Source organism: Spirosoma horti, assembly GCF_054776595.1.
Genome location: NZ_BAAHBQ010000003.1, coordinates 1 through 25,376, shown reverse-complemented (window position 1 = coordinate 25,376; position 25,376 = coordinate 1). Strand labels below are relative to the sequence as shown.

General features: G+C 49.3%; 17 protein-coding genes. 4 read left to right on the top strand and 13 right to left on the bottom strand.

What is annotated here, in order from left to right:
• Positions 1–109: 109 nt before the first annotated feature.
• On the bottom strand, positions 110–1,282 hold the full coding sequence (locus tag ACYVAM_RS08075; protein WP_461065727.1) for a sugar transferase: 1,173 nt from the start codon (positions 1,280–1,282) through the stop codon (positions 110–112).
• Between the two features lie 26 nt (positions 1,283–1,308).
• Positions 1,309–1,743 carry a response regulator transcription factor gene (locus ACYVAM_RS08070; protein WP_461065725.1) on the bottom strand — a complete coding sequence of 145 codons (435 nt, stop codon included), beginning with the start codon at positions 1,741–1,743 and terminating at the stop codon, positions 1,309–1,311.
• 462 nt (positions 1,744–2,205) lie between these two features.
• On the opposite strand from ACYVAM_RS08070, the gene ACYVAM_RS08065 reads away from it, so the two are divergent.
• Positions 2,206–2,517 carry a hypothetical protein gene (locus ACYVAM_RS08065; RefSeq protein ID WP_461065723.1) on the top strand — a complete coding sequence of 104 codons (312 nt, stop codon included), beginning with the start codon at positions 2,206–2,208 and terminating at the stop codon, positions 2,515–2,517.
• Positions 2,518–2,603: 86 nt separating this feature from the next.
• Here ACYVAM_RS08065 and ACYVAM_RS08060 read toward each other — a convergent pair whose 3' ends face one another.
• From ACYVAM_RS08060 to ACYVAM_RS08025, 8 genes are all read right to left on the bottom strand, one after another.
• Positions 2,604–3,722: a hybrid sensor histidine kinase/response regulator gene (locus tag ACYVAM_RS08060; RefSeq protein ID WP_461065721.1), complete on the bottom strand. Its 1,119-nt coding sequence runs from the start codon at positions 3,720–3,722 to the stop codon at positions 2,604–2,606.
• Between the two features lie 108 nt (positions 3,723–3,830).
• Positions 3,831–4,664, bottom strand: coding sequence for a CheR family methyltransferase (locus ACYVAM_RS08055; RefSeq protein WP_461065719.1), 834 nt, complete (start codon positions 4,662–4,664; stop codon positions 3,831–3,833).
• Positions 4,661–8,065: a response regulator gene (locus tag ACYVAM_RS08050; protein WP_461065717.1), complete on the bottom strand. Its 3,405-nt coding sequence runs from the start codon at positions 8,063–8,065 to the stop codon at positions 4,661–4,663. The genes ACYVAM_RS08055 and ACYVAM_RS08050 overlap by 4 nt, the downstream gene beginning before the upstream one ends.
• A gap of 145 nt (positions 8,066–8,210) precedes the next feature.
• Positions 8,211–8,801, bottom strand: coding sequence for a chemotaxis protein CheB (locus tag ACYVAM_RS08045; protein WP_461065715.1), 591 nt, complete (start codon positions 8,799–8,801; stop codon positions 8,211–8,213).
• Positions 8,783–9,592 (bottom strand): CheR family methyltransferase, encoded by an 810-nt coding sequence (locus ACYVAM_RS08040; RefSeq protein WP_461065713.1) that lies wholly within the window; start codon positions 9,590–9,592, stop codon positions 8,783–8,785. The genes ACYVAM_RS08045 and ACYVAM_RS08040 overlap by 19 nt, the downstream gene beginning before the upstream one ends.
• A 9-nt stretch (positions 9,593–9,601) precedes the next feature.
• On the bottom strand, positions 9,602–9,967 hold the full coding sequence (locus ACYVAM_RS08035) for a response regulator (RefSeq protein ID WP_461065711.1): 366 nt from the start codon (positions 9,965–9,967) through the stop codon (positions 9,602–9,604).
• Between the two features lie 74 nt (positions 9,968–10,041).
• A complete protein-coding gene (locus ACYVAM_RS08030; protein WP_461065709.1) occupies positions 10,042–13,701 on the bottom strand; it encodes a response regulator in 3,660 nt (1,219 codons plus the stop codon).
• Between the two features lie 21 nt (positions 13,702–13,722).
• Positions 13,723–15,306, bottom strand: a complete 1,584-nt coding sequence (locus ACYVAM_RS08025) for a hybrid sensor histidine kinase/response regulator (RefSeq protein WP_461065707.1) — start codon at positions 15,304–15,306, stop codon at positions 13,723–13,725.
• A 338-nt stretch (positions 15,307–15,644) separates the two neighbouring features.
• Between ACYVAM_RS08025 and ACYVAM_RS08020 the strand changes: the two genes are divergently transcribed.
• Entirely contained in the window at positions 15,645–17,441 is a 1,797-nt protein-coding gene (locus ACYVAM_RS08020) for an ABC transporter ATP-binding protein (RefSeq protein WP_461065705.1), read from the top strand.
• 62 nt (positions 17,442–17,503) lie between these two features.
• Here ACYVAM_RS08020 and ACYVAM_RS08015 read toward each other — a convergent pair whose 3' ends face one another.
• The 3 genes from ACYVAM_RS08015 to ACYVAM_RS08005 all read right to left on the bottom strand — a co-directional run bounded on the left by ACYVAM_RS08015 (position 17,504) and on the right by ACYVAM_RS08005 (position 19,887).
• Positions 17,504–18,022, bottom strand: coding sequence for a hypothetical protein (locus ACYVAM_RS08015; protein WP_461065703.1), 519 nt, complete (start codon positions 18,020–18,022; stop codon positions 17,504–17,506).
• 103 nt (positions 18,023–18,125) lie between these two features.
• A complete protein-coding gene (locus tag ACYVAM_RS08010; RefSeq protein ID WP_461065701.1) occupies positions 18,126–18,581 on the bottom strand; it encodes a DUF4920 domain-containing protein in 456 nt (151 codons plus the stop codon).
• Positions 18,582–18,750: 169 nt separating this feature from the next.
• Entirely contained in the window at positions 18,751–19,887 is a 1,137-nt protein-coding gene (locus ACYVAM_RS08005; RefSeq protein WP_461067040.1) for a spore photoproduct lyase family protein, read from the bottom strand.
• A gap of 335 nt (positions 19,888–20,222) precedes the next feature.
• Here ACYVAM_RS08005 and ACYVAM_RS08000 point away from each other — a divergent pair, with 335 nt between their 5' ends.
• Both ACYVAM_RS08000 and ACYVAM_RS07995 read left to right on the top strand, forming a co-directional pair.
• On the top strand, positions 20,223–20,744 hold the full coding sequence (locus ACYVAM_RS08000; RefSeq protein WP_461065699.1) for a DinB family protein: 522 nt from the start codon (positions 20,223–20,225) through the stop codon (positions 20,742–20,744).
• Between the two features lie 758 nt (positions 20,745–21,502).
• A partial coding sequence (locus ACYVAM_RS07995) for a beta strand repeat-containing protein (RefSeq protein WP_461065697.1) occupies positions 21,503–25,376 on the top strand: 3,874 nt, incomplete at its 3' end.

The following is a 25,376-nucleotide window of genomic DNA, read 5'->3' as shown; positions in this document are numbered from 1 at the left end:
AAAATGGATAAACCAAAGCCTTCATTGAAGGCAGGGACAGGAAACGTTTCGCTATAGCAGACAGGTTAACTTTTGAGGAAAAATGATCACCGCACAAACGGGACGAGTGTCATACGTTTTCTTTCTGGAATACCGCCTTAACTGTTCTGATCAAAATAATTAAATCGGTTTTGAAGGAATACGTTTTCGCATACAGCGCATCGAGTTGAATCCGCTCCTGATCAGACACTCCGGCTTTTCCTCGTTTGGTTACCTGCCACAGGCCTGTTAAACCGGCCGGTGCGGCAAAACGACGGGCATACGCTTTTGTCGTGAGCTTTTCGGCTTCGTAGGGTGGGAGTGGCCGGTTACCGACAAACGACATATCGCCTTTCAGAATGTTGAAAAACTGAGGAAGCTCGTCGATGCTGGTATTGCGCAAAAATTTGCCAAGCCGGGTTACCCGAGGATCTTCCTTGAATTTCATGAACATGGCCTTCGAATGGCGCATGCGCTGAACCTGAATCTCACAGACCTGCATATTGTCTTGAAACAGAGGACGCTGACAGCCTGTGTTGGCCAGTAAGCAGGTTTCACACAGTTCGTCGGGGGCCTGTTCGGGTTGGGCCGATTTATACATGTTCTGTGAGGCCATCCCGGCAATCAACTTATCGGCTCCGGTGCGCATCGTCCGGAATTTATACATGTCGAACAGCTTGTAGCCCATACCAATTCGCCGGGACTTGTAGAAAATGGGTCCTTTTGAATCAAGGCGAATCAAAATGGCCACCACGATCAGGATGGGCGATACGGCCAACAAGAGGCCAAAGGACAGAACAATATCGAAAAGGCGCTTGCCAAGCGGAATACGTTGCTTTTTAGCGTTCTCCAGTTCGTGGCCGATCTCGTTGTAGTTTTTTCGCCGGATCAGATACGTTAACCGGTTGCGGAGGGCTGCTTCATCGAATTCAAGCGGGAAAACATCAATGGTCGGTCTACCCTCTGCCTGAATATTTATATCTGTTTCTGCATCGGCGCTGAGCAGCATTGTCGAGAACTCATACTGGATTCGGTTTGAATCGACGGTATTTAAAAACTTGAGTCCTCCAAGCGCATCATTGATGATGACTAAATCGACGGGTTCCCCATCCTGTAACCGTTTTATGGCTTCTGTCCGGCTGGATACAGCGGTCAGATGGACCAATTTTGAAAAGGTCTGTTGAAAGTCAAACGATCTTTTGGGATCATTTTCGACATACATGACGCGGAAATCACTTTCCTGAGTTGTGGATTCCGAAAACATACTAGTTTAGGAAGATGAAAGAGATCCTATCGAAGTGGGCTTAAGCGCGTTGAGTCGAAATTGGGGCGAAAGTTCTGGCGTTCGGCGGTTCGGCGCAGAAGGGCCTTGATTTTGGCTTTCACCTCCAGTGGATTGAATGGTTTGACAATAAAATCATCTGCCCCCTGTTCGATGCAGCTAATTTTTAACGCACTGTCTTCCATACTTGATAGCACAACAATGGGCACATTACGGTATACCGAGCTAGCTCTGATCAAGTTGATCAACTCCTGACCGTCCAGGTGAGGCATCCGTAAATCCGTAAGAATAATATCCGGTACGTTTCCCTTTTCCAGCCAGGCCATCGCTTCAATGCCATTGGTGCAGGCGCTCAGGTCAAATTCTGAGCTGAAAGTATGTTGGATGATCTTTCTTATATAGACGTCATCATCAACATGTAATATATGATATCGATTTTCCATCAGGATGTAATTTATGAGATAATTATGAGGAACGCTTTCAAATATAGTTAACTCGTAGTTTATTAAATAGTAAATAGGTAAATAAAATAAGCCTTTATTGATTAGAGGGCTTTTTTTATAAAACAAGATACTTTCCCGCTGATCGCAGTTACAAAAACTGGTATTTGTGTCTACCTGTGAGCAGATCAAAATTAGTTATTTTTTAAGATTAGTTACTTATTTAATGTTTAATCGGTCTCCTATTCTGGCATGTATTTTGTTGAAATTGGTACGTCATTCCTAGTACAACCATTTATAGTTCTTTGTTGTGGGAAAAGTATAATGGTATACTATTAATTATTATATTTGGCTATTGGTAACTAATTGCTGGGTGTCTGATCGGTTTTCGTAAGATAGGCAGGCTTTTTTGGGTAGTACCTTGCCTTAATAAGGATTGATTGAGTTTAACATTGTAGAGAAAATATGGTCTGGAAGTTATATAGAATGATGGCGGTGGTCCTGTTTCGATGTGCTGTCGCGGCCTGTTTTGACCGAACCAGTTCCGGCGAGTTGGGCATACAGATCAATAGGCTGTATCGGCTTAAGCGAATCGTTATCTGTGTTCGGCAGTATTATGGGCTACATCCTAATTTTGCTAAGGATACCTATGGCACCATGGAGAATTATCTGAGGCAACATATCTCGGATCATGACTGGGTCTTGCTGACTCACTTACAGGTTATTAAGCCAAATAAAGGGGCCGTGGTCCACAATCCATTCTTAGATATTGCTTAACCCATAGAGACGGGAATGCCTCTGAATGCGGTCTATGTACCTTATTCAGAGGCATCGTAGTTTATGAAAACGGCAGTGTGTTTTGCCTATCGTTTCCGCCAGTTGAACAGCACCGTACAACCGGCTTCCGGAGCCGTAATTACTTTAAGCGTTCCGCCTTGCTCTTCCACCAGCATTTTGAGGATATTGAGACCAATTCCTGTACTGCTTTCACGTTGCGACTGGCCGCTTGGCTGAAAAAGCCGGAAGAGTTTCGCCTGTTGTTCGCTGGTCATGCCAGGCCCATTGTCGCGGACATAGAATTCAACAAAATCTCCACTCTCGCTACAGCCAATGTCAATTTGGCCCCGGGCTTTGTCGTTGTACTTAATGGCATTACTCAACAGGTTCTGAAAGACTTGCTGCAGTTTAACTTTTTTGGTAAAAAGTACCGGCATTGGCTCTATTATGTTTACCTGTATGTGTTTTGGCGGAAAGAGCAGGTGAATGGTCTGTGTCAGTAATTCAGAAACGTTTATTTCCTCGGAAGCCTGCTGATCAATACTTTGTCGGGAATACTCCAGAATGGTGCTGATCATCGAAGACAGATGGTATCCGGCATCTTTCAGGTCAGCCAGGTAGAGCGCCAGCTCCTGTTGGCCGATTGGCTGACTCTCGTTCATCTCTTCGACCATATACAGCAGAGATATCAAACCGGTAAGTGGCGACTTAAGGTCATGAGCGATCATGTAAACGAACTTTTCAAGTTGCTTGTTGATGGTCGCCAGTTCGACGGCTGACCGCTTTAGCGCCTGTTGATAGAGCCATAACTGCTCGAATACATTTACTTTAGCCTTGGTAATGTTACTGTCCAAGGGCTTGGATAAATAATCAACAGCCCCTTCTTCAAAGCCTTTTAGTACATACTGTTCATCCTTATTGATCGCTGTGACAAAAATGATGGAAATGTCCCGGGTTTTTTGATTGGTTTTCAGAAACTTGGCCACTTCGAATCCATCCATATCGGGCATCTGCACGTCCAGCATGATGAGGCCGATCTGATCGTTTTTCAGGGCATGTTTCAGGGCTTCGTTGCCCGATGTTGCTTTAATAAACTGTCGATTATCATTGTCCAGGAGTTCTTCCAGAACAAGAAGATTTTCGGGCCGGTCATCGACCAAAAGAATTGTAAAGGGAATTGGTTGCTTCGTAGAAGGAAACGTCATACACTACTAATCAGAAATTTACGAATAACAGGTGTTCATTAACTTGAGGAGGATATCGAGGATTTATAGTAGTTCGGATGGATAGTTGACTTGTGAGACCGGTGCGGTCTAACGGGTACGTCGAAAAATCTTGTTCTCGGCGCTGATGGGTTCGAACTGACTTTGCAGGTCAGTAAACAGGAGCGATTCTTTCGATCCAATAGCCAGATAGCCTAAGGAAGCTAGGCTGTCATGAAAAAGCCGGATAACGTGGTTCTGCAGGTCTTTGTTGAAGTAGATCAGCACATTACGGCAGCAAACCAATTGAAACTCGTTGAAGACACGGTCGGTTACCAGATTGTGCTGGGCAAACAAAATCGAATCCCGCAAATTCTTGTTCATAATGACCTGATCGCCAGCTGGGGTATAATACCTTGAAAGCTCCGTTTTGCCACCGGCCTGTTTATAGTTCAGGGCATACTCGTCGATGTACTGGGCCGGGATGAGACCCTGCCGGGCTTTTTCCAGATTGGCAGCATTGAGGTCGGTGGCGTAAATTCGACAGCGCTCCAGAAGATTAGCCTCTTTTAACAGAATTGCCATCGAGTAGACTTCCTCACCCGTGGAGCAGCCTGCGTGCCAGATTTTGATGATTGGGTACGAGGCTAACAGGGGTAACACTTTTTCCCGCAGATTGGTATAAAAGGGTGGATCCCGAAACATTTCGGTCACGTTCACCATAATCGCCTGTAAAAACCAGGCGAAGAAGGCCGCGTCGTTGGCCAGCTGAAACCGAAGCGCAAAAACCGTTTGGATATTAACCAGACTCATGCAACGCAGAATTCGCCGTTTGAGCGATGCCTTGGCATAATTGGTAAAATCATATCCATAAATAACCCGCACCAGCGTCAGGATCTCATCCAGCTCGGTCGTGCTTAGTTCAACATCATGTTTCGTAGTCATGCAGGTAGCCAGACGTGCATTTTGTCCATTAGCTGGTTGATGTCTAGCGGTTTGGTAATGTAGTCGGAGGCTCCGGCTTCCAGGCATTTTTCCCGGTCGCCGGGCATGGCTTTGGCCGTGAGTGCTATAATAGGTAACGCCGTAAATCGGGTATCCATACGAATCCGTCGGGTTGCTTCATAGCCGTCCATGATCGGCATCATGATATCCATCAGGACAAGATCCACCTGAGGATGCTCATCCAGCGTATCGAGCGCTTCCTGCCCATCGCTGGCGGTAATGACCGTTAATTTTTGCTCTTCCAGCAAGGTGCTGATGGAGAATACATTGCGCATGTCATCGTCTACCAGCAGTACGGTTTTGCCTTCCCAGTTTACGTGGCTTGGCACAGGCTGATCGACTGGCGTGGGCAACGGCTCCATAACATTTCGCTCCTGTACTTTATACAGGAAAAGCTCCAGTTGATCCATGAGCCGGTCTTTAGCCTGAACGGAGTCGTGCACAACGGTATCCGACAGCTTCTTCAACTGCAATTCGTCGAAACTGGAGAGTTCATTATCCAGGTAAATAATAACCGGAATCTGGTTCGCTGGCATGGCATCCTGCAGTTGGCGTAATGTCAAAATGCCCCGATCCAGGTCTTTACCAATGTCGGCGATCACACAGTCGTAGGCCTTATCGTGTACGCGTTGCAGCGCTTTGTCATCCAGCACGGCGTAGTCACAGGTAATATCGAAGTGCCGGTCGTTGATGAGCTTGGTGAGTGAATTGTCGGGCAGGTAGTCGCCGGATAGAACCAGCACATTTTTCAGTTGCTCGGCAATGCGGTTGCTGATTCGGGTGAAGGCATCGTCCAGATCCTGTTTTTTCAACGGTTTCTGAATGTAGGCCAGCGCGCCCGGCAGCGCTTGCTTGGGCTCATCGCTGGCCGATATGACATGTACAGGAATGTGCTTCAACTGGGCATCATCTTTCAAAATCCGGAGTATGCTCATCCCATCGAGTACGGGCAGTTGCAAGTCGAGGATTATGGCCGATGGCTCATAACGGCGAGCATAGGTAAGACCTTCGTCACCCTGCAAGGCAACAAGCGCCTTGTATCCTTTAGACCGCGAGAAGTCGCGGACGATGCTGGCGAACCGGACATCATCTTCGATAATAAGCATCACCTTGTCGCCTTTGCTGAGGGTAGCCCGGTCGTCGGAAACGGTATCCTGTTGCACTACGGGCGTTGGTTGACTGCGGGCGGCAGAAGCAGTCCAGTAAGCCTTGTCTGCTTTGGCCTGTACGGATTCGGTAGGAACCGGCTCCATGCCAACTGGCGGCAGCCAGATGGTGAAGGTACTGCCAACGCCTTCTTCACTTTGTAGGGTAATTTCACCACCCAGGCGCTTGATCAGTTCCCGGCTGATGGATAGCCCCAAGCCTGTTCCGCCGTATTTACGACTGGTTGACCCATCTACCTGCTGAAAGGCTTCGAAAATGAGTTGCTGTTTATCGGCTGGAATGCCAATACCCGTATCCGAAACCGAGATGGCCAGCAGTGGTTCTTCCCGCCGAAGTTCCTGTCGGGTGAGCGAAGAATTGAACGCCATGGAAAAGGTTAATGTAACACGGCCATCGGTCGGCGTGAACTTGAAGGCGTTGGATAACAGGTTTTTAAGGATCTGCTCCAGCCGAAGCCGGTCGGTCGTTATTTCCCTCGGTATCGATTCGTGAATGGTTGTGAGAAATTGCACTTTCTTCTCTTCGGCTATCACCGTAAACAACTGGCTCAGATCCCGGACGATACTCTTTACGGAAACCGGTTCGCGCTGTACGTCGATGTGGCCTGCCTCGATTTTGGCCAAATCCAGAATGTCATTGATCAGTTCCAGTAAGTCATTACCCGATTTATGGATGATGTTGGCATACTCGATTTGCTTCGAGGTCAGATTATCAGGTTTGTTGTCGGCCAGTAGTTTAGCCAGAATGAGCACACTGTTTAATGGGGTTCGTAGCTCGTGCGACATATTGGCCAAAAAAGCTGATTTATACTGGCTGCTCACCTCCAGTTCGCGTGCTTTCAAGGAAAGGGACTGCCGTGCAATTTCAACCGTTTCATTTTTCTCGACCAGTTCCGCATTGATCTGCCGGAGTTCTTCCTGCTGAACTTTCAATTCCTCTTCCGACTCCTGTAAGCTTTCGGCCTGCCGCGTAAGCGACTCGTTCGACTGGCGAAGTTCTTCCTGCTGATTGGCGACCAGTTCGCTCTGCCGTTGTAACTGTTCGAGGAGAGCCCGCACCTGCAAGTGCGTTTGGGCTGAGTTGATGGCTACCGCTAATGGCTCCATCAAGCGTTTGAGCAGGGTTATGACCGTTGGTTCCAGTGTTCGAAAGGAGGCTAGTTCGAGTACGCCGATTAGCTCCCGATTCTTCCGATACCATAAGGGAACCAGCACTAACTGACCCGGTTGTGCCTCGCCACTACCCGATTTTAGCTGCCAGTATTCGGCTGGAACCTGGTTGACTATCATGATTTTTTGTCCCTGGCTGGCCTGACCCACTAGTCCTTCATCCAAGCCAAAAGAGCAGGATACATCAGCCGGTAAGCCAATGGCGGCAACGCGCTCCAACCGGCGTTCAGTGGAATTGAACAAGTAAACCGCTCCTGCCGGTAAATCGAGGTGATCGGCCAGCGTAGTAATGATATTTCTGGCTATATCCTGCGGACTGTCCTGATCCTGTAAACTGTGGCTAATGGCCGACAGTCCAGTGAGTTGCCAGTTTCTTTCTTCGCTTTCCTGATTATAGGTTTGCAGCTTCGTCAGGTTTTCTTTTAACTCTCGTTCGGCCCGTCGACGTTTTCGGAATTCTTCAAAAATGACCAGAATTAAAATGAAAATATTCACGACAGCTATCAGGACGGCTACCCACATAGCGCACTCTTCGGTGTAATCGGTATCCGCTTCTTTTGCCTGTCTCTCCAGCAAGTCATGCTGCGCCTGCTGCTTGATCTGGCTCAGTTGCTCCCGAATCGGCTTTAGCTGGGTAGTATTGCCTGCCAGATAAGCGATCGTACCTCGTTCAACCTGGTTAAATTGATTGAACTGAGAAGGCTCCGAGGCCAATAATTCCCTTAGTTCGCTTAGATTTCGTTCTACAGTCGATACGATCAAGTGAGAGGGCGTAAGTGTAGAGGTAGAAGGGGGCGTACTAACGTTTTGAGGGGTACTTTTCAGTTCAAGGAGCGCTACTTCAAGGCTCGCCAGATTTGACGTGATTTTTTCGATTTGTGCTGAATAAGCCAACAGCGAATCATGACGGCGGAAGGCACTGAAGTAAAGCAGAATGATTACGGGTACAGTTATAAACGTTAGGGCAGTGCCCAGATATATTCGACCCGTTAATGATTTTATCATCTACTATTGTTCATTAGTATAAACAATAAAGATATTTTATTTAAAAAATAAAAACAAGATAATCTGTTAATAGTTGCCTATATTCTACGGATATTGGTTGAGTAGTTATACTTAGCCACTTAGATGAACCGGAGGAAGTACTACCCTATTGAAAGCTGTTCAATGAGTTCAGAAAGGCAACCAGGCCGGGCACGTCCAGAATGTAATCGACCTCATTCGTTAAAATAGCCTGTTGCGGCATGAAACCGACCAAGGCTGTTTCGGGTTGCTGAACCACCAGTGTACCGCCTGCTTTTTTTATCGCTGCCATTCCCACACTCCCATCGGCATTAGCGCCCGATAATAAAATGCCGACCAAAGCAGGCCCGTATACATCGGCGGCCGATTCGAATGTGACGTCAATAGAGGGGCGGCTGTAATTGATTTTTTCAGAATCGTCGAGAGCCGCTATTTTGCTCTGTTCGATTAACAGATGGTAATCGGCAGGGGCGAGATAGATGCTCCCTGGCCTGATCACCTCTTTGTCATCTACTTCGCTGAGCGGACTATTCGTTTTGAGCGCGAGCAGGTTGGCCAGGGTAGAGTCGGCCGTATTTTTACGATGCACTACAATGATGAGTGCAAAAGAGAAGGAAGCTGGTAACTGGGGCAGCAGGCTGAGCAATACTTCAATACTCCCTGTAGATCCCCCAATAACGACCGCTTCACAGGGATTCGTCAGCTTATTTTCCGCCATATCTTTTCGCTTTCTACTTGCTTGAATCTTGGCTGTAAGGTTGAGAATTTCAACGTTTCTTTGGCCCCCAGCGCCAGGTAGCCCAATGGCCCGAGACTTTCATCGAAAAGGCTCATTACCCGCTGCTGAAGGGCTTTATCAAAATAGATCAGCACATTTCGGCACATGATCAAATCAAATTCATTGAACGACCGATCGGACACCAGGTTATGGGTCGAAAAAACCATTTTTTCGGTAAGGTCACTGCGAAATTTGACGTACCCGTATTGGGCCGTATAATAGGATGAAAAGTCGTTTATGCCGCCCGACTGCATGTAGCTTTCAGAATACTGCTTCATGGGCGCCATCGCAAAAATGCCTTTTCGGGCGGTTTCCAGAACTTCCGGATTCAGGTCAGTGGCGTAGAGTAACGATTTGTGGAGCAGATTCGCTTCATGGAGTAAGATCGCCATTGAAAATACTTCTTCGCCCGTCGAGCAGCCTGCATGCCAGATCCGAATAAACGGTTTGGCTGTCAGGGTAGGCAGAACTTCTGTTCGGAGTGCTTTATAGAAAAGCGGGTCCCGGAACATTTCAGTTACGTTCACGGTGAGTTCTTCAACAAAACGCCTTAAATAATCGGCATCCGACCGGATTCGGTAGCGTAACTCCGCAAAGCTCGGAAACTTGTCCAGGGTCCATATCCGATTGATCCGGCGTTTCAGAGACGCCCTTGAATAGTGGGTAAAGTCGTACCCGTAAATGTCGAGCAGATCGTTCAATAAAAGATCAACTTCATTCTCTTCAATCATGGTGGTTCATTAACTATTCGATAACAGCAGCACCAGCCGATCAACGTCGATTGGCTTTGCTATATAGTCCGTTGCTCCCGCCCGCAGACACTTCTCCCGATCGCCCAGCATGGCTTGGGCGGTTACGGCGAAAATGGGCGTGCTGGCCCGGTTATTCAAATTCTTGATGCGTGGAATGGCTTCATAACCGTCCATTTCGGGCATCATCATGTCAATAAGAATCGCATCAACAACTTCGTTGGTTTGTAGCAGGTCAATGGCTTCCTGAGCGCTATTGCAGGCTATACAGTGAAACGATTTTGCCTGGAGTGTCGCCTTCAACGCAAAAATATTTCTGGGATCATCGTCAATGATTAATACCCGTTTTTTGTCCATTTTGTCAAGCGTTTTACTGTTGGTATATAAAGAGGTACTGGTTGTTGGGCAACTAGCTGGGAAGCCTTCTCTGCTTATTTTCTGTCATATAGCCAAACCCGGAGGAGAGATATAAGCTGGTCAATATCAACGGGTTTGGTAATATAATCGGAGGCTCCGGCCTGAATGCACTTTTCCCGGTCGCCGGTCATGGCTTTGGCCGTTACGGCAATGACCGGCAGGTTCTTCCATTGATAATTTTCCCTGATTTTACGGGCTGTTTCATAACCGTCCATTTGGGGCATCATCATATCGAGCAGCACAACGTCGATGGCCGGGTTTTCTTCCAGTTTCTGCAAGGCTTCCTTCCCGTCCAGGGCAGCCACAACCGTCATGTTATACTGTTCGAGGGCTTTCGAGAGCGAGAAGATATTGCGTACGTCATCATCGGCAACCAGCACCGTTTTCTGATTGAGCACCTGGCTTAACGCCCCCAGTTTTTTCGACACACCGGTTTTTTCGGCCGACAGTTTGTTTTCCTCAACCAGGTGCAGGAATAACGACACTTCGTCGATCATGCGCTGGTAGGAGTGAGCGGTCTTGACAATGATCGAATCAGCATATTTTTTGATTTTCAGCTCCTCCGACATCGACAGACTTTTGCCCGTAAAGATGATGATCGGAATGGATTCCAGTTCTGGGTTTTTCTTGGCCTCCTCGAGTGTTTCATACGCGTTCGAATTCGGAATGCCCATGTCCAAAATCACGCAGTCCACTTCCTTGCTCTTTAACGCATCCACACCTTCCGAAATATTGCTCTTTAACTCCGATGTAATGTTGAACGTTTCCAGGAAATAGGCAAGAGCCTTGGCGTGCTTGGGATTGTCTTCAATGATCAGGACTTTCTTGGCATCTCGATTCAGTACCTGCTCTATTTTTTTAAAGACTTCGTGCAACTGTTCAAACGCGACCGGCTTATCCACAAAGTCAATGGCTCCTTTCAACAAGCTCTCATTTTTCATTTTGTGCGACGACATGATGTGCACCGGAATGGGTCTGGTTTGTGGGTTAGCTTTCAGCGCATCCATCACCTGCCAGCCGCTCATCACCGGAAGTTGAATATCCAGCAGGATACCCAGCGGTTTATAAATGGCCGCCAGTTTAAGCCCTTCGTCACCCTGAACCGCCACAATGCCTTTGTAGCCTTTCTTACGGGTATAATCCAGTAGTGATTTCGCAAAATTCGTGTCGTCTTCCACAATAAGGATCGTCTTGTCATTCGTCGTAATCGAATTGCGATCGTCCGGAATGGCATCCGGAATGGTGGTGCTGATGTACTTTTCACCGGCTGGTTCAGCAGGCGTCGACGGAGATGGAGTCGTTAAGCGGGGCTGAAAAGCCGTTGTCGGTGCCGTATGGCGAGGAAAGCCGGTATCCGAAACGACGGGCTGTATTCGTGGGATTTCGGGTGAAGGTGCCAGCTGAGCGCTTAAAATCGGGATAGTGACCGTAAACGTCGATCCCTCGTCTACCTGGCTGGACAGCGTAATTTCTCCCCCCAGCAATTTGGCCAGTTCGCGGCTGATGGACAGACCCAGACCTGTTCCACCATATTTTCGTTTGGTGGAGCCGTCCGCTTGCTGGAAGGCTTCAAAAATAAGCGGCTGTTTTTCGGGCGCAATGCCAATGCCGGTATCGCTGACAACAAAGCAGAGTTTGTTGTCCTGACGTTGCCGTTTGATGGTAAGCGAAACACTGCCCGTGGCGGTAAATTTAAGCGCGTTGGAAAGTAGGTTTTTAAGCACTTGGCCCAGCCTCATCTTGTCCGTATGAATAACGGCAGGAACATCAGTTTCCTGGTTGATGCTGAAGGCCAGTCCTTTCTCTCTGGCCATAATTCCGAACAGGGATTGTAATTCATCCGTAATTTCGGCGATTGCGACATCCTGATAATCAAGCGTCATTTGCCCGGCTTCAATCTTCGACAGATCGAGGATTTCGTCAATCAGCCCCAGCAGCCCGTTCCCCGACGACTGAATGACGCGGGCATATTCAACCTGATCATCCGACAGCGTCGCTTCATGGTTTTCGGCCAGCAACCGGCTCAGGAGCAGAATGGAGTTGAGGGGCGTTCGAAGCTCATGGGACATGTTCGCCAGAAACTCCGATTTATACCGCGTGGTCAACTCCAGTTCATCGGCTTTCTTCTGAATTTCGCTGTTTTTCTCTTCCAGTAGAAGGCCACGCTCTTCGAGTTCGGTGTTGGTTTGTTGTAATTCCTCCTGCTGAACGCGCAATTCTTCTTCCGATGCCTGGAGCTTTTGGGCCTGCATTTCGAGTTCAGTATTCAGATTTTCCATTTCCGAATGTTGTGCCTGTAACTCTTCGGCCTGTGCCTGCGTCTCCTCCAGGAAGTTTTGTAGCTTAAGGTAATCCAGAGCGGAATTAAGGCCAATAGCGATCATCTCCCGATTCTGTTCCAGAAAGTTCATTTCCAGTGAGGTTGGCTTTCGGAGGAGGCCCAGTTCAATAACGCCGAGGCATACATCACCATAGATGAGGGGAGCAATCATCAGAGCAATGGGCCGAACGTGGCCCAGCGACGATGTTATCTGGCTATACTCGGCGGGAATATCCTGTACCAGAATTGTTTTCTTCCGGTCAATCACCTGCCCGATTAGTCCTTCGCCTGCCTGAACCAGAACGGGTGCCTGATGGGTTGCGTAACTACCAGCTAATTTGAAGGCTGAGTCGTGATCGAGCAGGTACAGAGTGCCTACCGGAGCGTTTAGGTACTCGGAAATCGTATCGATCAGGCGATTGGCCAAGCTAGTCACGTCTTTCTCTCCCCGAATGGCATCGCTTAGTTTGACCGTACCCGCCTGGAGCCAGTTTCTATCCGTTAAATCCCCGAACGTTTCCTGGAGGGATTTGGCCATCTGGTTAAGCGCCTTCGAGATACGGCCCAGCTCATCGTCTTTTGTATCCTGACTGCGCACCGAATAATCGCCCCCGGCAATTTCCTGGGTAATGTCTTCCATGAGCGCAATGCGCCCGGCAGTTTCAATATATTTTTCTTCGGCCAACTGTTGTTGCATCAGCCGGTCGTTGAGGTCTTTTTTGATTCGAAGGTAGGTAAAGGCCGTAATCAGGATGGAGATGAGGGCCGCGATGACCAGCAGGAAAGGCGTGTAGGTGATGTAAAGCTCCTGTTGTTTGATGCGGGCCTGCAGCAGGGCATTTTCCTCCATTTTCGTCTGATTAACGATCATTCGAAGGTCGTCCATAATCTGTTTGCCCCGAACCATTTCCTGATGCCGAGTTGTCGTGTCATGCATGAAGGAGTTGTTCCGCCGGACCAGATCGATGACTCGCTGCATCTGGGTGAACTTAGCTTCATACAAGGCCTTTATCTGGGCAAGGTGTTTTTGCTGCGCCGGGTTATCGATGGTTAGTTCGATCAGGCGATGATGACTGGCCTCCACTTTCTCACGGCTACCGGTATAAGGCTGTAAAAAGAGCGGATCGAGGGTAACTAAATAGCCACGTTGCCCCGTCTCGGCATCTTTAACGTACGAGATAATGTTTTCCGACTCGATCAGTACCTGATTCGTGTGGTTGACCAGTTCAGAGTTACGGATGAGCTGTTGAATACTGTAGTAAGAAGCCGAAAGGCTAACCAGCAGCAGCAGCGTCGAAAGCGAAAAGACAGTCTGTAATTGTCGGATAACCGAATTTGAAAATTTTTTTGGCATGAGGAATAGGTTATTAGCGACTTACATAACAGATACCTGACTGGTTTGACTGACCGGCAAAACGAGGATAAAACGGGCTCCTTCGTTAATCCGGCTCTGGGCCGAAATAAGGCCGTGGTGTTTGTCGATGTTCTTTTTTGCGATGGCGAGGCCAATACCGGTACCCTCATAATGCGTTTGGGTATGCAGTCGCTGGAAGATCACGAAAATACGTCCCAGAAACTTTTCGTCGAATCCAATACCATTGTCCTGCACGATAATTCGACAAAATGCGCCCGTAGGGCAGGGCTTGCCATCGATGGCTTTTGTTTCAATTTGTTCGGCCCGAATGGTTATAACGGGTGGTACCGATTCCTTTGCGAATTTGAGGGCATTACTGATCAGATTTTGAAAAATCTGGCGCATTCGCGTTGGAATAGTATCGATGACGGGCAATTGGCCAACGTCTAGAACGGCCCGTTTTCGGTGGAGGGCATCGTCAAAATCCAGCAGCAGTTCATCGAGCAGCGCATTAAGATTGGTTGGCTGAAACGCTTCCGGTACGGAGAGCTGGGAGTACGCAAGCAGGTCATTGATAAGTGTAGACATGCGCGCCGACGATCGGATGGATCGATCAAGATACGAAACGGCGTCGGCATTGTCTTTGAGGTATTTTTCTTTGATCGTATCGTTCAGCAACTGTATTTTTCGGAGAGGCTCTTTCAAATCGTGCGATACAACCCAGGTAAATTGCTGTAACTCGTGGTTGGTTTGCTCGAGTTCCGCGTTTTTGAGCACGAGTTCATTCGTGCGCAGTTCTACTTGTTGTTCCAGCAACTCTGCCGCCAGTTTTTGCGGATGAATGTCCGTAAAGGTGCCAATCCACCGGCTCAAAACACCCTGTTGTTTAATGGGAACTATGCGCAGCAGATGGTAGCGGAAGTCGCCCGTGTCAAGGCCTTTCAGGCGCACCTCACGGGTGAGCTCAGTGCCATTGGCAAATGCCTGTTTCCAGTCTTCCCACACATCATCGTCGGGGTGAGCTTCCGGAAACGTTGATGAACTGGTTGCATACTGAAACCAGTGTTCATTGACATACTCAATTTTACCACTGGCAGCTATGGTAAAAGCCATCTGGGGTAGGGAAGACAGTACAATCTGCAAGGTCTGCATTTGCTCCGTTAGTGCCTCCTGCGCCTTTTTACGAACATCAACTTCTTTCCGAAGGGAATCCTGAGTGGCGCGTAGTTCCTGCTGCTGCTGGTATAGTTTTTCAAGCGTTTTGACTTTCAGAACCAGAATGTCCGGATCAACGGGTTTGGTCAGGTAGTCAACTCCACCAGAGGTGTAGCCTTTGGTTATGAATCTTTTTTCGGTGTTAACCGCCGACAGGAAAATGATGGAGGTGTCTTTTGTTTTGCTAAATCCAGCAATGGCGTTGGCTACTTCAAACCCATCCATACCGGGCATCTGTACATCCAGTATAATGACGGAGTAGTCCGTTTTTAGGACTTTTTTCAATGCTTCTTCACCTGATTCGGCGGTGTCGACCGAGAAGCGATGTAGTTCGAGAATTTTCTTTAATGGAATGATATTCTCTGGCCTGTCATCAACAAGAAGAATCATGGTAACCTTTGAAAACGTTAAGAGTGAATGTAGCCAGCCGAATGATCAAACGTTGGTCTGAATTGCTTAGAACGCATTTTTGCAATTCTCCTGTGAAGATAGAGCCTTAGTTTGGGTGTTTCCAAATCTGGCCAGTATTGACGTACGGGAATTATCTGGCACAAAATTACGTCTGTCTTCAACGAATGCCCCTGCACAATGATGGCCGTGGAATGGTGTCACACCTTTGGGGAGCGATTATTTTGTCGGTCGTTCAGCGTTCCGGCTTGTCATAAGGGGTGAACAACCTACTCATAATTACTACATTTACTATACCATACAACCGCTGATAATCGTCTATGCAATTACTATACTCATACTTGCGCCAGTACTGGGGATTGCTGATTCTGGCCTTGTTTCTGGCCGCGATCAACCAGGTTTTCTCGTTACTAGATCCGTATATTTTTCGCAAAATTATTGACCAGTATGTCGTTAAGCCAGGTGGAAGCATACACGACGTTAATTTCTGGGGATTCCTGAGCGATGGCGCTGGCCTGCTGATTCTGCAGGCATTGGGCGTGGCGATGGTGAGTCGTATTGCCAAAAATTTCCAGGATTATTACGTCAATGTCATTACGCAGCGGCTGGGTGCCCGGCTCTACACCGATGGGTTGCGGCATTCGCTGGAATTGCCGTATCAGGTATTTGAAGATCAGCGGTCGGGGGAGACTCTGGGCAAACTTCAAAAAGTACGGGCCGATGTAGAGAAACTGATTCAGTCGTTTGTCAACGTATTGTTTACGTCTGTAGTCGGCATCGTGTTCGTGATGTGGTATGCCAGTACCGTATACTGGCCCATTGCCCCGGCCTATTTCCTGACGATTCCGCTGTTGGGCTTTGTGAGTTCGTTGCTGAGCAAGAAAATCAAAATTGTCCAAAAGAATATTGTAGCCGAAACAACAGCCCTGGCTGGTTCAACAACGGAAAGCCTTCGCAACATCGAGCTGGTCAAAAGCCTGGGACTGGCCCAGCAGGAAACGGAACGCCTGAATGCCACAACGGGTAAAATTCTTAAACTGGAGTTAAAGAAAGTCCGTTATATACGGTCGCTGTCGTTTATACAGGGAACGTTTGTCAATCTGCTACGCAATGCCATTATGTTGCTTATGCTGTTTCTGGTGGTGCAGGGCCGAATTACCGTCGGGGAGTTTTTCTCGCTCTTCATCTATTCATTTGCCATTTTTGGACCCTTGCAGGAACTGGGTAACATTATCAACGTATACCGGGAGACGGAAGCGTCGCTGGCGAATTTTCAGCAGATTCTCGATACCCCAAGAGACGTGAAGCCAGCTCATCCGAAGCCCATCGATAAACTTAAAACCCTTGCGTTTGACGGTGTGCGGTTCAAACACCTCACGGCCAATGTACCAGCGCTGGATGGTATTTCATTTACGGCAAAACTGGGCGAGACCATTGCGTTTGTTGGCCCATCGGGCTCGGGGAAAACAACTTTGGTGAAATTGCTGGTAGGGCTTTATCCGCCGTTGGCCGGTAAAATATTGTACAACGATATTCCCGGATCGGAGATTGATCTTGACGAGCTGCGCGAACAAATTGGCTTTGTTACACAGGATACGCAGCTTTTTGCGGGGACTATTCGCGAAAATTTACGGTTTGTGGCCCCCAATGCCACCGACGAGGAATGCCTGACAGCCCTGCATCAGGCCGCTGCCGATACGTTGCTCAATCGTGCGCCACAGGGGCTCGATACGGTCATTGGCGAGGGCGGAGTCAAAGTTTCGGGCGGTGAAAAACAACGCTTGAGCATTGCCCGTGCGTTGTTACGTAAACCAACATTGCTGGTGTTTGACGAGGCTACGTCTGCGCTGGACTCACTTACCGAGGAAGAGATTGGTAAGACCGTTCGCCAATTGTCGGGCTCCCGGCAGCACATAACTATTCTGATTGCCCACCGCCTGAGTACGATCTTGCACGCCGACCGGATTTTCGTACTCGAACGCGGTCATGTGGCTGAGGAGGGTGCTCATGCCGATCTATTGACGCAAAAGGGTCTCTATTATGCCATGTGGCGTCAGCAGATTGGCGAACGTAAAGAAGTTCAGGTACCCACTCAAAAAGCGATGTTGCCGAATTAGGGGTCTTTGTTGAATCTTAGCCAGATAGTAGTTGTAGTTGGCTGATTCTAAACCTATAAGGTTTAGTCGCGTTTGCCTTTGCCATCCTTTGCTGGCTGACCCGAACAAACGCGGCAGAGGTAAACAAGTTCTACGGACCATCCCCGATCAACGTTCCCCACCGAAAGGGTAATTTGCGTTCGGGGTGTGAGCCAGATGGTATTCTTGGTGTCGCCCAGTAAAGCGGTTTTTCCGCGGCCGTATTTCTCGGTCATCTGTTTGTCAAATTCGGCGGAGGCTGCTAGAACATCATCTTTTGTGATCGAGGCTGTCGTGTAGTAATAGTAGGAGGCAGAAAGCAGCGAATCGCCGTTAAACTCATACTCAAGACCCACCATTCGGTCGTTCAAGGGCACCCGGGCATAAATCAACTTCTCTCTTTTAGTAGACGTGGGCTTTGTTGGTTCGGCTTCTTTGACCTGTTTGGGTGTAAATCCCCACCGAACTGTCCGCACATCGGCATTCTGCTGCCCATAAAGAAGCCCTGTAGCTGGTAACAGGAAAATGAACGCAGCCGCGACTGCCTTAAAAAAGAAATTCATACGTATGAGTTTACCGTAGTGTTACAAAAGAAGCCGTACTAAGGGGCGTTGCCCTCGTTACGGCTTCGTTAGTTTTACCAATGGCCCGCCGAAGCGAGCCTGTTTATTGCTTCACGATCACACCGTCGGCAACGAAGGTGAGTGCTTTTTCGGGTTTTGTAATCTTGGCAATTTCTTCTTTCGATTTCCCGGCGTCCTCGGCAAAATGGCGCAGGTCGGCAACGGGCGTTGTAGTGGTTTCGGCAGTACCTTCGACAACAACAGTTTTACCGACAATATCTTTTGGCACAAAGAAGCCATAATCTTTAAACGTCACGCGCATCGTCTGGCCATCGCCGGTTTTGACCTTCATCCAGCAGCCTTTTACCTTGCACACCGACTCAACCGTGCCTTCTACTTTGGCAGGCATTTCTGTTTTATCGGCCATTTTAGTCGTCAGTTCGGTAGCCGGGATGGCCCCTGTTGGCGTAATTTTTTTGCCGTGGTAACTCACATCGGTTTGGGCAAAGGCGCCAAAGGATACCGCAACGAGCAGGGTGGTGAGCAGTAAGTTCTTCATCGTTTGTTCGATAAGTATGAAGGTGTTTGTATAGTTGTCAGGTACGACTACGGATGTCCGTTGATGGCTGATACGTGAAGCCAAATTTACCATTTTCAGCGCATTACCAAAATGCTGATCGAATTCAATTTAAGTAGGATCTTGGTAATGCGCTGTCCTGAACGAGCCATTAGGTCCAGTAAAGTATCGGTGCGTTCGGAAAGCGCTTCGTCCATTCGGTATAGAAAAACGCTTTCATTTCCTTCATTTCCTCCGGGCGATATACATATTTAGTGCCCCCGAATTTGTTTCGCTTCTCGGCGCGTGTCGTCTCGTCCAGATCGAGTGAGGTATTTGGATACCACTGCAACAGCACATCTTTTGAGCCCGGTGTGAAGCGGTGGCTGATAAATTCGACGTTCATGTCCAACGGGCCAAAATCAAGTACTTCAGAAATTCGGTCAAGTAGGGTCGTGTAGTGTTCACGCCAGTTGGGAATGGCCATAATGGGGGCAATGACCAGCCCGACTGGGTAGCCGCCACCGCCCCGTTCCTTGGGTAAGGCCAGCTTACGAATCGCCTGCAACCGGGCTTCTATAGAGGCCGTTCCCCCTTCGAGCCGACGGGCTATGGCGTCGGTGTTCAGGCTTACACGGGCGCGGGTGTGCCCGTTATGGGGAAGGTCGAGGAGGCTATCGACCTGATCATATTTCGTGACAAAGCGAAGTTCGCCCATTGAGCGTGTCCCATAATAGCGAATGCACTCGGCCATACTGCCCGTCAAGTGCTCGATGCCCAACACATCGGTATAGCAACTTACCTCGAATGTGGTTGGACGAGCAGCGATGTCTGACCCATCAGCTTGTTTTTGCCAGGTACGGTTAGGCGGATAAGTGCCTTCATAAGCAGCGGTGCCTGCCAACATCTTCGGCAGGTTAGCATAGGCACGAACAACCGGAGGCCCGGAGAGACTGCCCGCCAGATAACAATACTGACAGTGAGCCGGGCAGCCCTCTGCCAGGTTCATTTGCCAGTCGGCAGAGGGTGGAATGGGTTGCAAACGGAAAGCACTGGGTGGTGCGTTCACTACCGCCAGGGTGTTTTTGGCAATGCGGTAGGTTTCTCGCTCATCGGCTCCACGAAGGCCTGTAATGCGGTTGTTCTTTGCAATTTCAATCGGCAGATCGAGTGCGGCAATGCGCTCGTACATCGCCTGGCCAAACGGTTCTTTTAGTGCATCAGCCGTGAAAACAACGCGCTTCGGCAGCCAAAGACGGGCTGATTTAAGGAGGGGTTCAGTTACTGGCTTTTCAATTGGTTCAGACATCATAACGGAGTAGGAAAGCAACGACGGTAAGGTTGAAACGTACGTCTGTTACCTGTATGTATAACACAGAATCGCTCCAGATGAATCCCGGTAGAAGGAAATGGTTTGGTGTGTAATTATTTGGTTATGAGATGGTTGATTTATTATTTTTCAATTGCTTTCTTCACGGGTTTTAGGCTTGGCAAGGCTTGATGTGGTAGCGTAGAAACGGGCGATTATTGAGCTTATTAAGCATTCGTAGAAGATATACAGATGGCATAGTTTACTTTGCGCCGGGTTTCAATCCGGTGTCTAAAAAGTCTTAGTTATAGGCGTGACTCTAAATCACACAAAAGATGGAAGCAGAACCAATGAACAGTCAACGTCAATTAGGTACAACTAGCCAATCGTTTATTGGCTGGACAGATGGACTGACCGACGAACAGTTCTGGGCGAAACCTGGCGGAAAATGGTCCGTTGCCGAGGGTATCCAGCACTTATATCTGTCGGCCCGACCGGTGGCACGCCTATTGGCTGGCCCTCGTGAGGTGCTGGATCAGTGGGGAAGGGCAGATACGCCATCAAGGTCATATCAGGAGATAGCATTGGCTTATCGAATGGTACTGGCAACGGGTGTCAAAGCTCCTGAGAGTATGTTACCACGTACCGATGACATGCAGCTGAGCAGGGTTGAACTCGTAGAACGATTCCGAAGTATCTATCAATCACTGATTGATGCTACTGACAACTGGTCAGCCAATGAACTGGATGAATATTGTATTCCTCACCCGGTGCTGGGTAAGCTAACTGTTCAGGAAATGCTGTATTTCACCAGCTTGCACACAGAACACCATCGAGAGCTAATGCAGAAGCTATGAAATTGGCGTCGAAAGAAACGAGCTTATAATTGGACGGCCTCTTTTAATCCACCTATTAACTACTATCCGTCGATGCTCTCGAAATAAATTAATGCCATACACTTGCCCTAACGAATAAAATTCGTCAGGGACTTTACTAAGTAAATGAGCCTAAAGTAAGTTCAGGATAAGGCCGTTCCTATAATTAGGAACGGCCTTATTAATTACTGGATGTATTCATTAACTCCTAACACTGGCAATACTTCACGCATTGCTGGTACACCCTCCTGAAATTTATCGTCAAGGATAATACACGTAGTGATTGACGTTAATTTTTTACGCTCGACGGCTAACAAATTATTGCCAATAATGATAGAAATGGCATGATGGTGTAAAATTTATTTCTATAAAGCATACGTCTGTATAGAGAAAACTTTACTTCTCAGGTAAAATGTAACAACAGTGTTAAACGATGCAACGAGAGTGTTAGCATTGGAACTGAAACAGGATGTACTTGCCGACGAAATTAAAAGCAATTGATTGGCAGTGGAACGACGGTTACCGTCAGACAAATACTGCCTACAATCAGCTGTCAATACAATCTATTAGCAAGAACCACAACATGCCTCTGAAACAGAGCCGGGATTGATCACGAACATCTTATTACGGCGACCTTAAAATTGTCTTTTATGAAATCAGGGTTTTGGTTCTCAAGATTGCTTCCCGGTAAACACCAATAATCTGCCTACTTAGTCATTAGATAAACACTAAATCATTTTATGAAGATAACTTTTTACGTTCTATTTATTTCGCTCTTAGTTCTTGCGGGTACGTTAGCTCAGGCGCAGACGACCTTTACGGTTACTACGACCAACGATGCGGGCGCAGGTAGCTTGCGGCAAGCTATGCTCAATGTCGCTGCGTCCGGTTCGGCAGGACCCTTTACCATTACCGCCAGTGCCATAAGCGGTACGATTAACCTGGCCAGTGTGCTGCCTGATATTGTTGATAACGTATCCTTTGTCGGACCGGGTGCCAACAGCCTCACCGTGCGCCGTAGCTCGGGCGGCAACTACCGCATTTTTAATATTCCTAATGTCAACACGGTCAGTTTCGATGGCTTTACTATTGCTGATGGCTATGCTGATCAGGCTGATGGCGGGGGGATTTTAAACGGCGGTATTCTGACCGTGTCCAACTGCGTTTTTCGAAGTAACCGGGCTGTCTCCACAGGACCGGTTGGTGGAGGAGCTATCGCGAACCAGAATCAATTAACAGTTAATAACTGCACGTTTGCCGGGAATGGTAGCTTAACAACCAGCAATCTTTACGGTGGCGGTTTAATTCATTTGGGGAGCCTTTTAGTCGTAAGCAATTCCGTATTCTCAGAAAATTCAGCCGACTTGACTGGTGGCGGTATGTATATTGCTGGTTCGGCTATCACCATCACCAATTGTTTATTTGTTGGTAATTCATCACCTACTGGTGGAGCCATAGCGTTTCAATCGTTTGAATCAAATTCAGTTGCTACCATCATTAATTGTACCTTTAGTAGTAATCAGGGATCAGGTCGGGGAAATGCAATCTCTTCTGTTAGTGGTGGCACACAAAAATTAATTAATACAACGATTACGGCTAACACAGGAGGTGATGGGGCTATTTTTAACGCAAATAGAGGAGCGGCCATAATCCTGAAAAATTGTATTGTAGCGGGGAACACAGCCAATATCTCTGGTACGGTAGATGCGGCTTCCTCTTTCAATCTAATTGGTTCCGGGGGGGCGGACGGTCTCACCAACGGGGTCAATAACAACATCGTGGGCGTCAATCCCCTGCTGGCTCCCTTAGCTGACTATGGGGGCACTGCCCAAACCCATGCCCTGCTGCCAGGTAGCCCCGCCATCAATGCCGGTACAGCTAGCGGTTCCCCCACGGTTGATGCGCGTGGTGTCAGCCGGGTTGGGGTAACCGACATTGGTTCCTTCGAGTCGCGGGGCTTCTCAATGGCCGTGTCCAGTGGCAATAACCAAAGTACTACGGTCAATGCGGCCTTTGCTAATCCACTCGTGGTTACAGTCAGTAGTACCAACAGTGAGCCAGTGGCCGGTGGCGTGGTGACGTTTACCGGTCCAGGGACGGGAGCCAGCATCACCCCCGCATCTGTAACGGCCAGCCTTGGCACCAACACGGCTTCAGCATCCGTCACGGCTAATGCTACGGTAGGAGGTGCTTATGCTGTGGTGGCCAGTGCGGCCGGGGCTAGTCCAAACCGAACCTTCAATCTAACCAATACGTCCGCTGCCCCCACCATCAGTAGCTTCACGACGTTGGATAACACCATTTGCGTAGGCAGTTCCATCACCTTTACAGCCACCATCGGCAACGTAACGGGCACCTACAACTACACGCTCACCAACGGTAGCAGCACGTCCATCGCGGGTGCGTCTGCCAGTACTAGTTTTAGTCAAAATCTGACCGCTGCGGGCTCGGGTAGCCAGAGTTTTACGTTAACGGTAAGTGACAACGGTCAAAGCAGCCAGGCTTCAACAAGTGTGACCGTCAATAGCTTGCCTACGGTGGGGCTAACCAACAACGGTCCCTTGAGCTGCACCTTGAGCAGCGTCACGCTGACGGCCACCAGTGGGGCTAACTCCTATACCTTCACGGGCTCCGGCGGGGCTGTGTTAGCCGGCTCAGGCAACACCCGATCGGTGAGCACCGCGGGCACGTATTCGGTCTCGGTGGCCAATGCCAGTGGCTGCGTTAGTACAACTACCACTACTGTCGCCAGCAACACGGCGACTATCTCGGTCAGCAATCCCGCTACGACTAACGGGGTGAGGAACATGGCCTTCTCTCAAACCTTTACCGCTTCAGGTGGGGTTGCACCCCGCAGCTTCTCGCTGGCTAGTGGTACGTTGCCAACAGGCCTAACGCTCAATACATCCGGTCTGTTGAGTGGCACACCCACCCAGAGCGGTAATTTCCCTATCATGGTGCGGGCCACTGATGCTAATGGGTGTTCGGGGGCGAGTAGTACCTATACCTTGACGATTGTAGACAACTCGCCCATCATCGAGGACTTTGCTGCGATTACCCCTACGGTTTGTGTGGGTAGCCCGGCAACGTTTACGGCCACGGTGAGCAACGTCACGGGTACTTACAACTACACTCTCACCAACGGGATCAGCACACCTGTCACGGGTGTCCGATCAGGTACTAACTTTAGTCAGAATGTGACCTCTTCAGGTTCTGGCACGCAGAGCTTCACCTTGCTTGTCAGTGATAACGGCCAGTTGAGCCGGGCAGTCACCGAGCTAACGGTGAGCCCGCTGCCCCTAGCCAGTCTGAGCAACAGCGGTCCCCTAAGCTGCACCAACACTAGCATAACGTTGACTGCTGCAGGGGGGAGCTCCTACACCTTTACCAATAACAATGGTGAGGAACTGGCTGGATCAGGCAACACCCGCACCGTCTCAGTAGCGGGTACCTACACCGTTCGGGTAGCTAACGCCAGCGGCTGCGTGAGCACCACTACCACCACGATCACTAGCACGACGGCCGTCCTTACCGTCTCCAATCCCGCCACCCGAAACGGAACGGTGAACGTGCTCTTCAATCAGACCTTTACCGTGTCCGGTGGCACCTCTCCCCGCCGTTTCAATGTGGCCAGCGGGACTTTGCCTGTCGGCCTGAGCTTATCAACAGCAGGCGTTTTGTCGGGTACACCCACGCAGGGTGGCAGCTTCACCATCACGGTACAGGCTACTGATGCCAACGGCTGTTCGGATACGGGGGCTGCTTACGTATTGACCATTGTGGACAACTCGCCCATCATCGGGGACCTTGCTGCAGTTACGCCCACCGTCTGCGTGGGTAGTCCGGCAACGTTTACGGCCACGGTGAGCAACGTCACAGGTACGTACAACTTCACGCTCACCAACGGCATCAACACGCCTATCACGGGCACCAGATCGACGGGTGCCTTTAGCCAAAGCCTAACCGCTGCGGGAACTGGTACGCAAAGTTTCACCTTGATTGTCAGTGATAATGGCCAGTCGAGCCGAGTAGTCACCGAACTAACGATGAGCCCGCTGCCTGTAGCCAGCCTGAGCAACAGCGGCCCCCTAAGCTGCACCAATACCAGTGTGGCGTTGACCGCTACGGGCGGAACCTCCTATACCTTTACCAGGGGTGGAGTCGTGGTCGGTACACCGGGCTCGTCGAGCACCGCCGAGGTGAGCGAATCGGGTACTTACACCGTGCGGGTCGCCAACGCCAGTGGTTGTGTGAGCACCACCACCACCACGGTGCAGAGTGTGACGGGGACGGTAGCGGTGAGCAGGCCAGCCATCACCACCGCGACGCTAAGCAGTGCTTTCAGCCAAAGTTTCACCGCGTCGGGCAGCAGCGGGCCGTACAGCTACAGTCTGGTCAGCGGCAGCTTGCCACAGGGCTTGAGTCTGAACGCTACCACGGGGGTGGTGTCGGGCACACCCACCCAGAGCGGAAGCTTCCCCAGCACGGTGCGGGCCACCGATGCCAACGGCTGTTCGGGCACCAGTGCGACCTATGCGCTGGTGGTGAGTGCAACCAACCCCACCATTGCCGGGCTGGCCGCTACGCCCAATCCCGCCTGCATAGGCAGTGCCA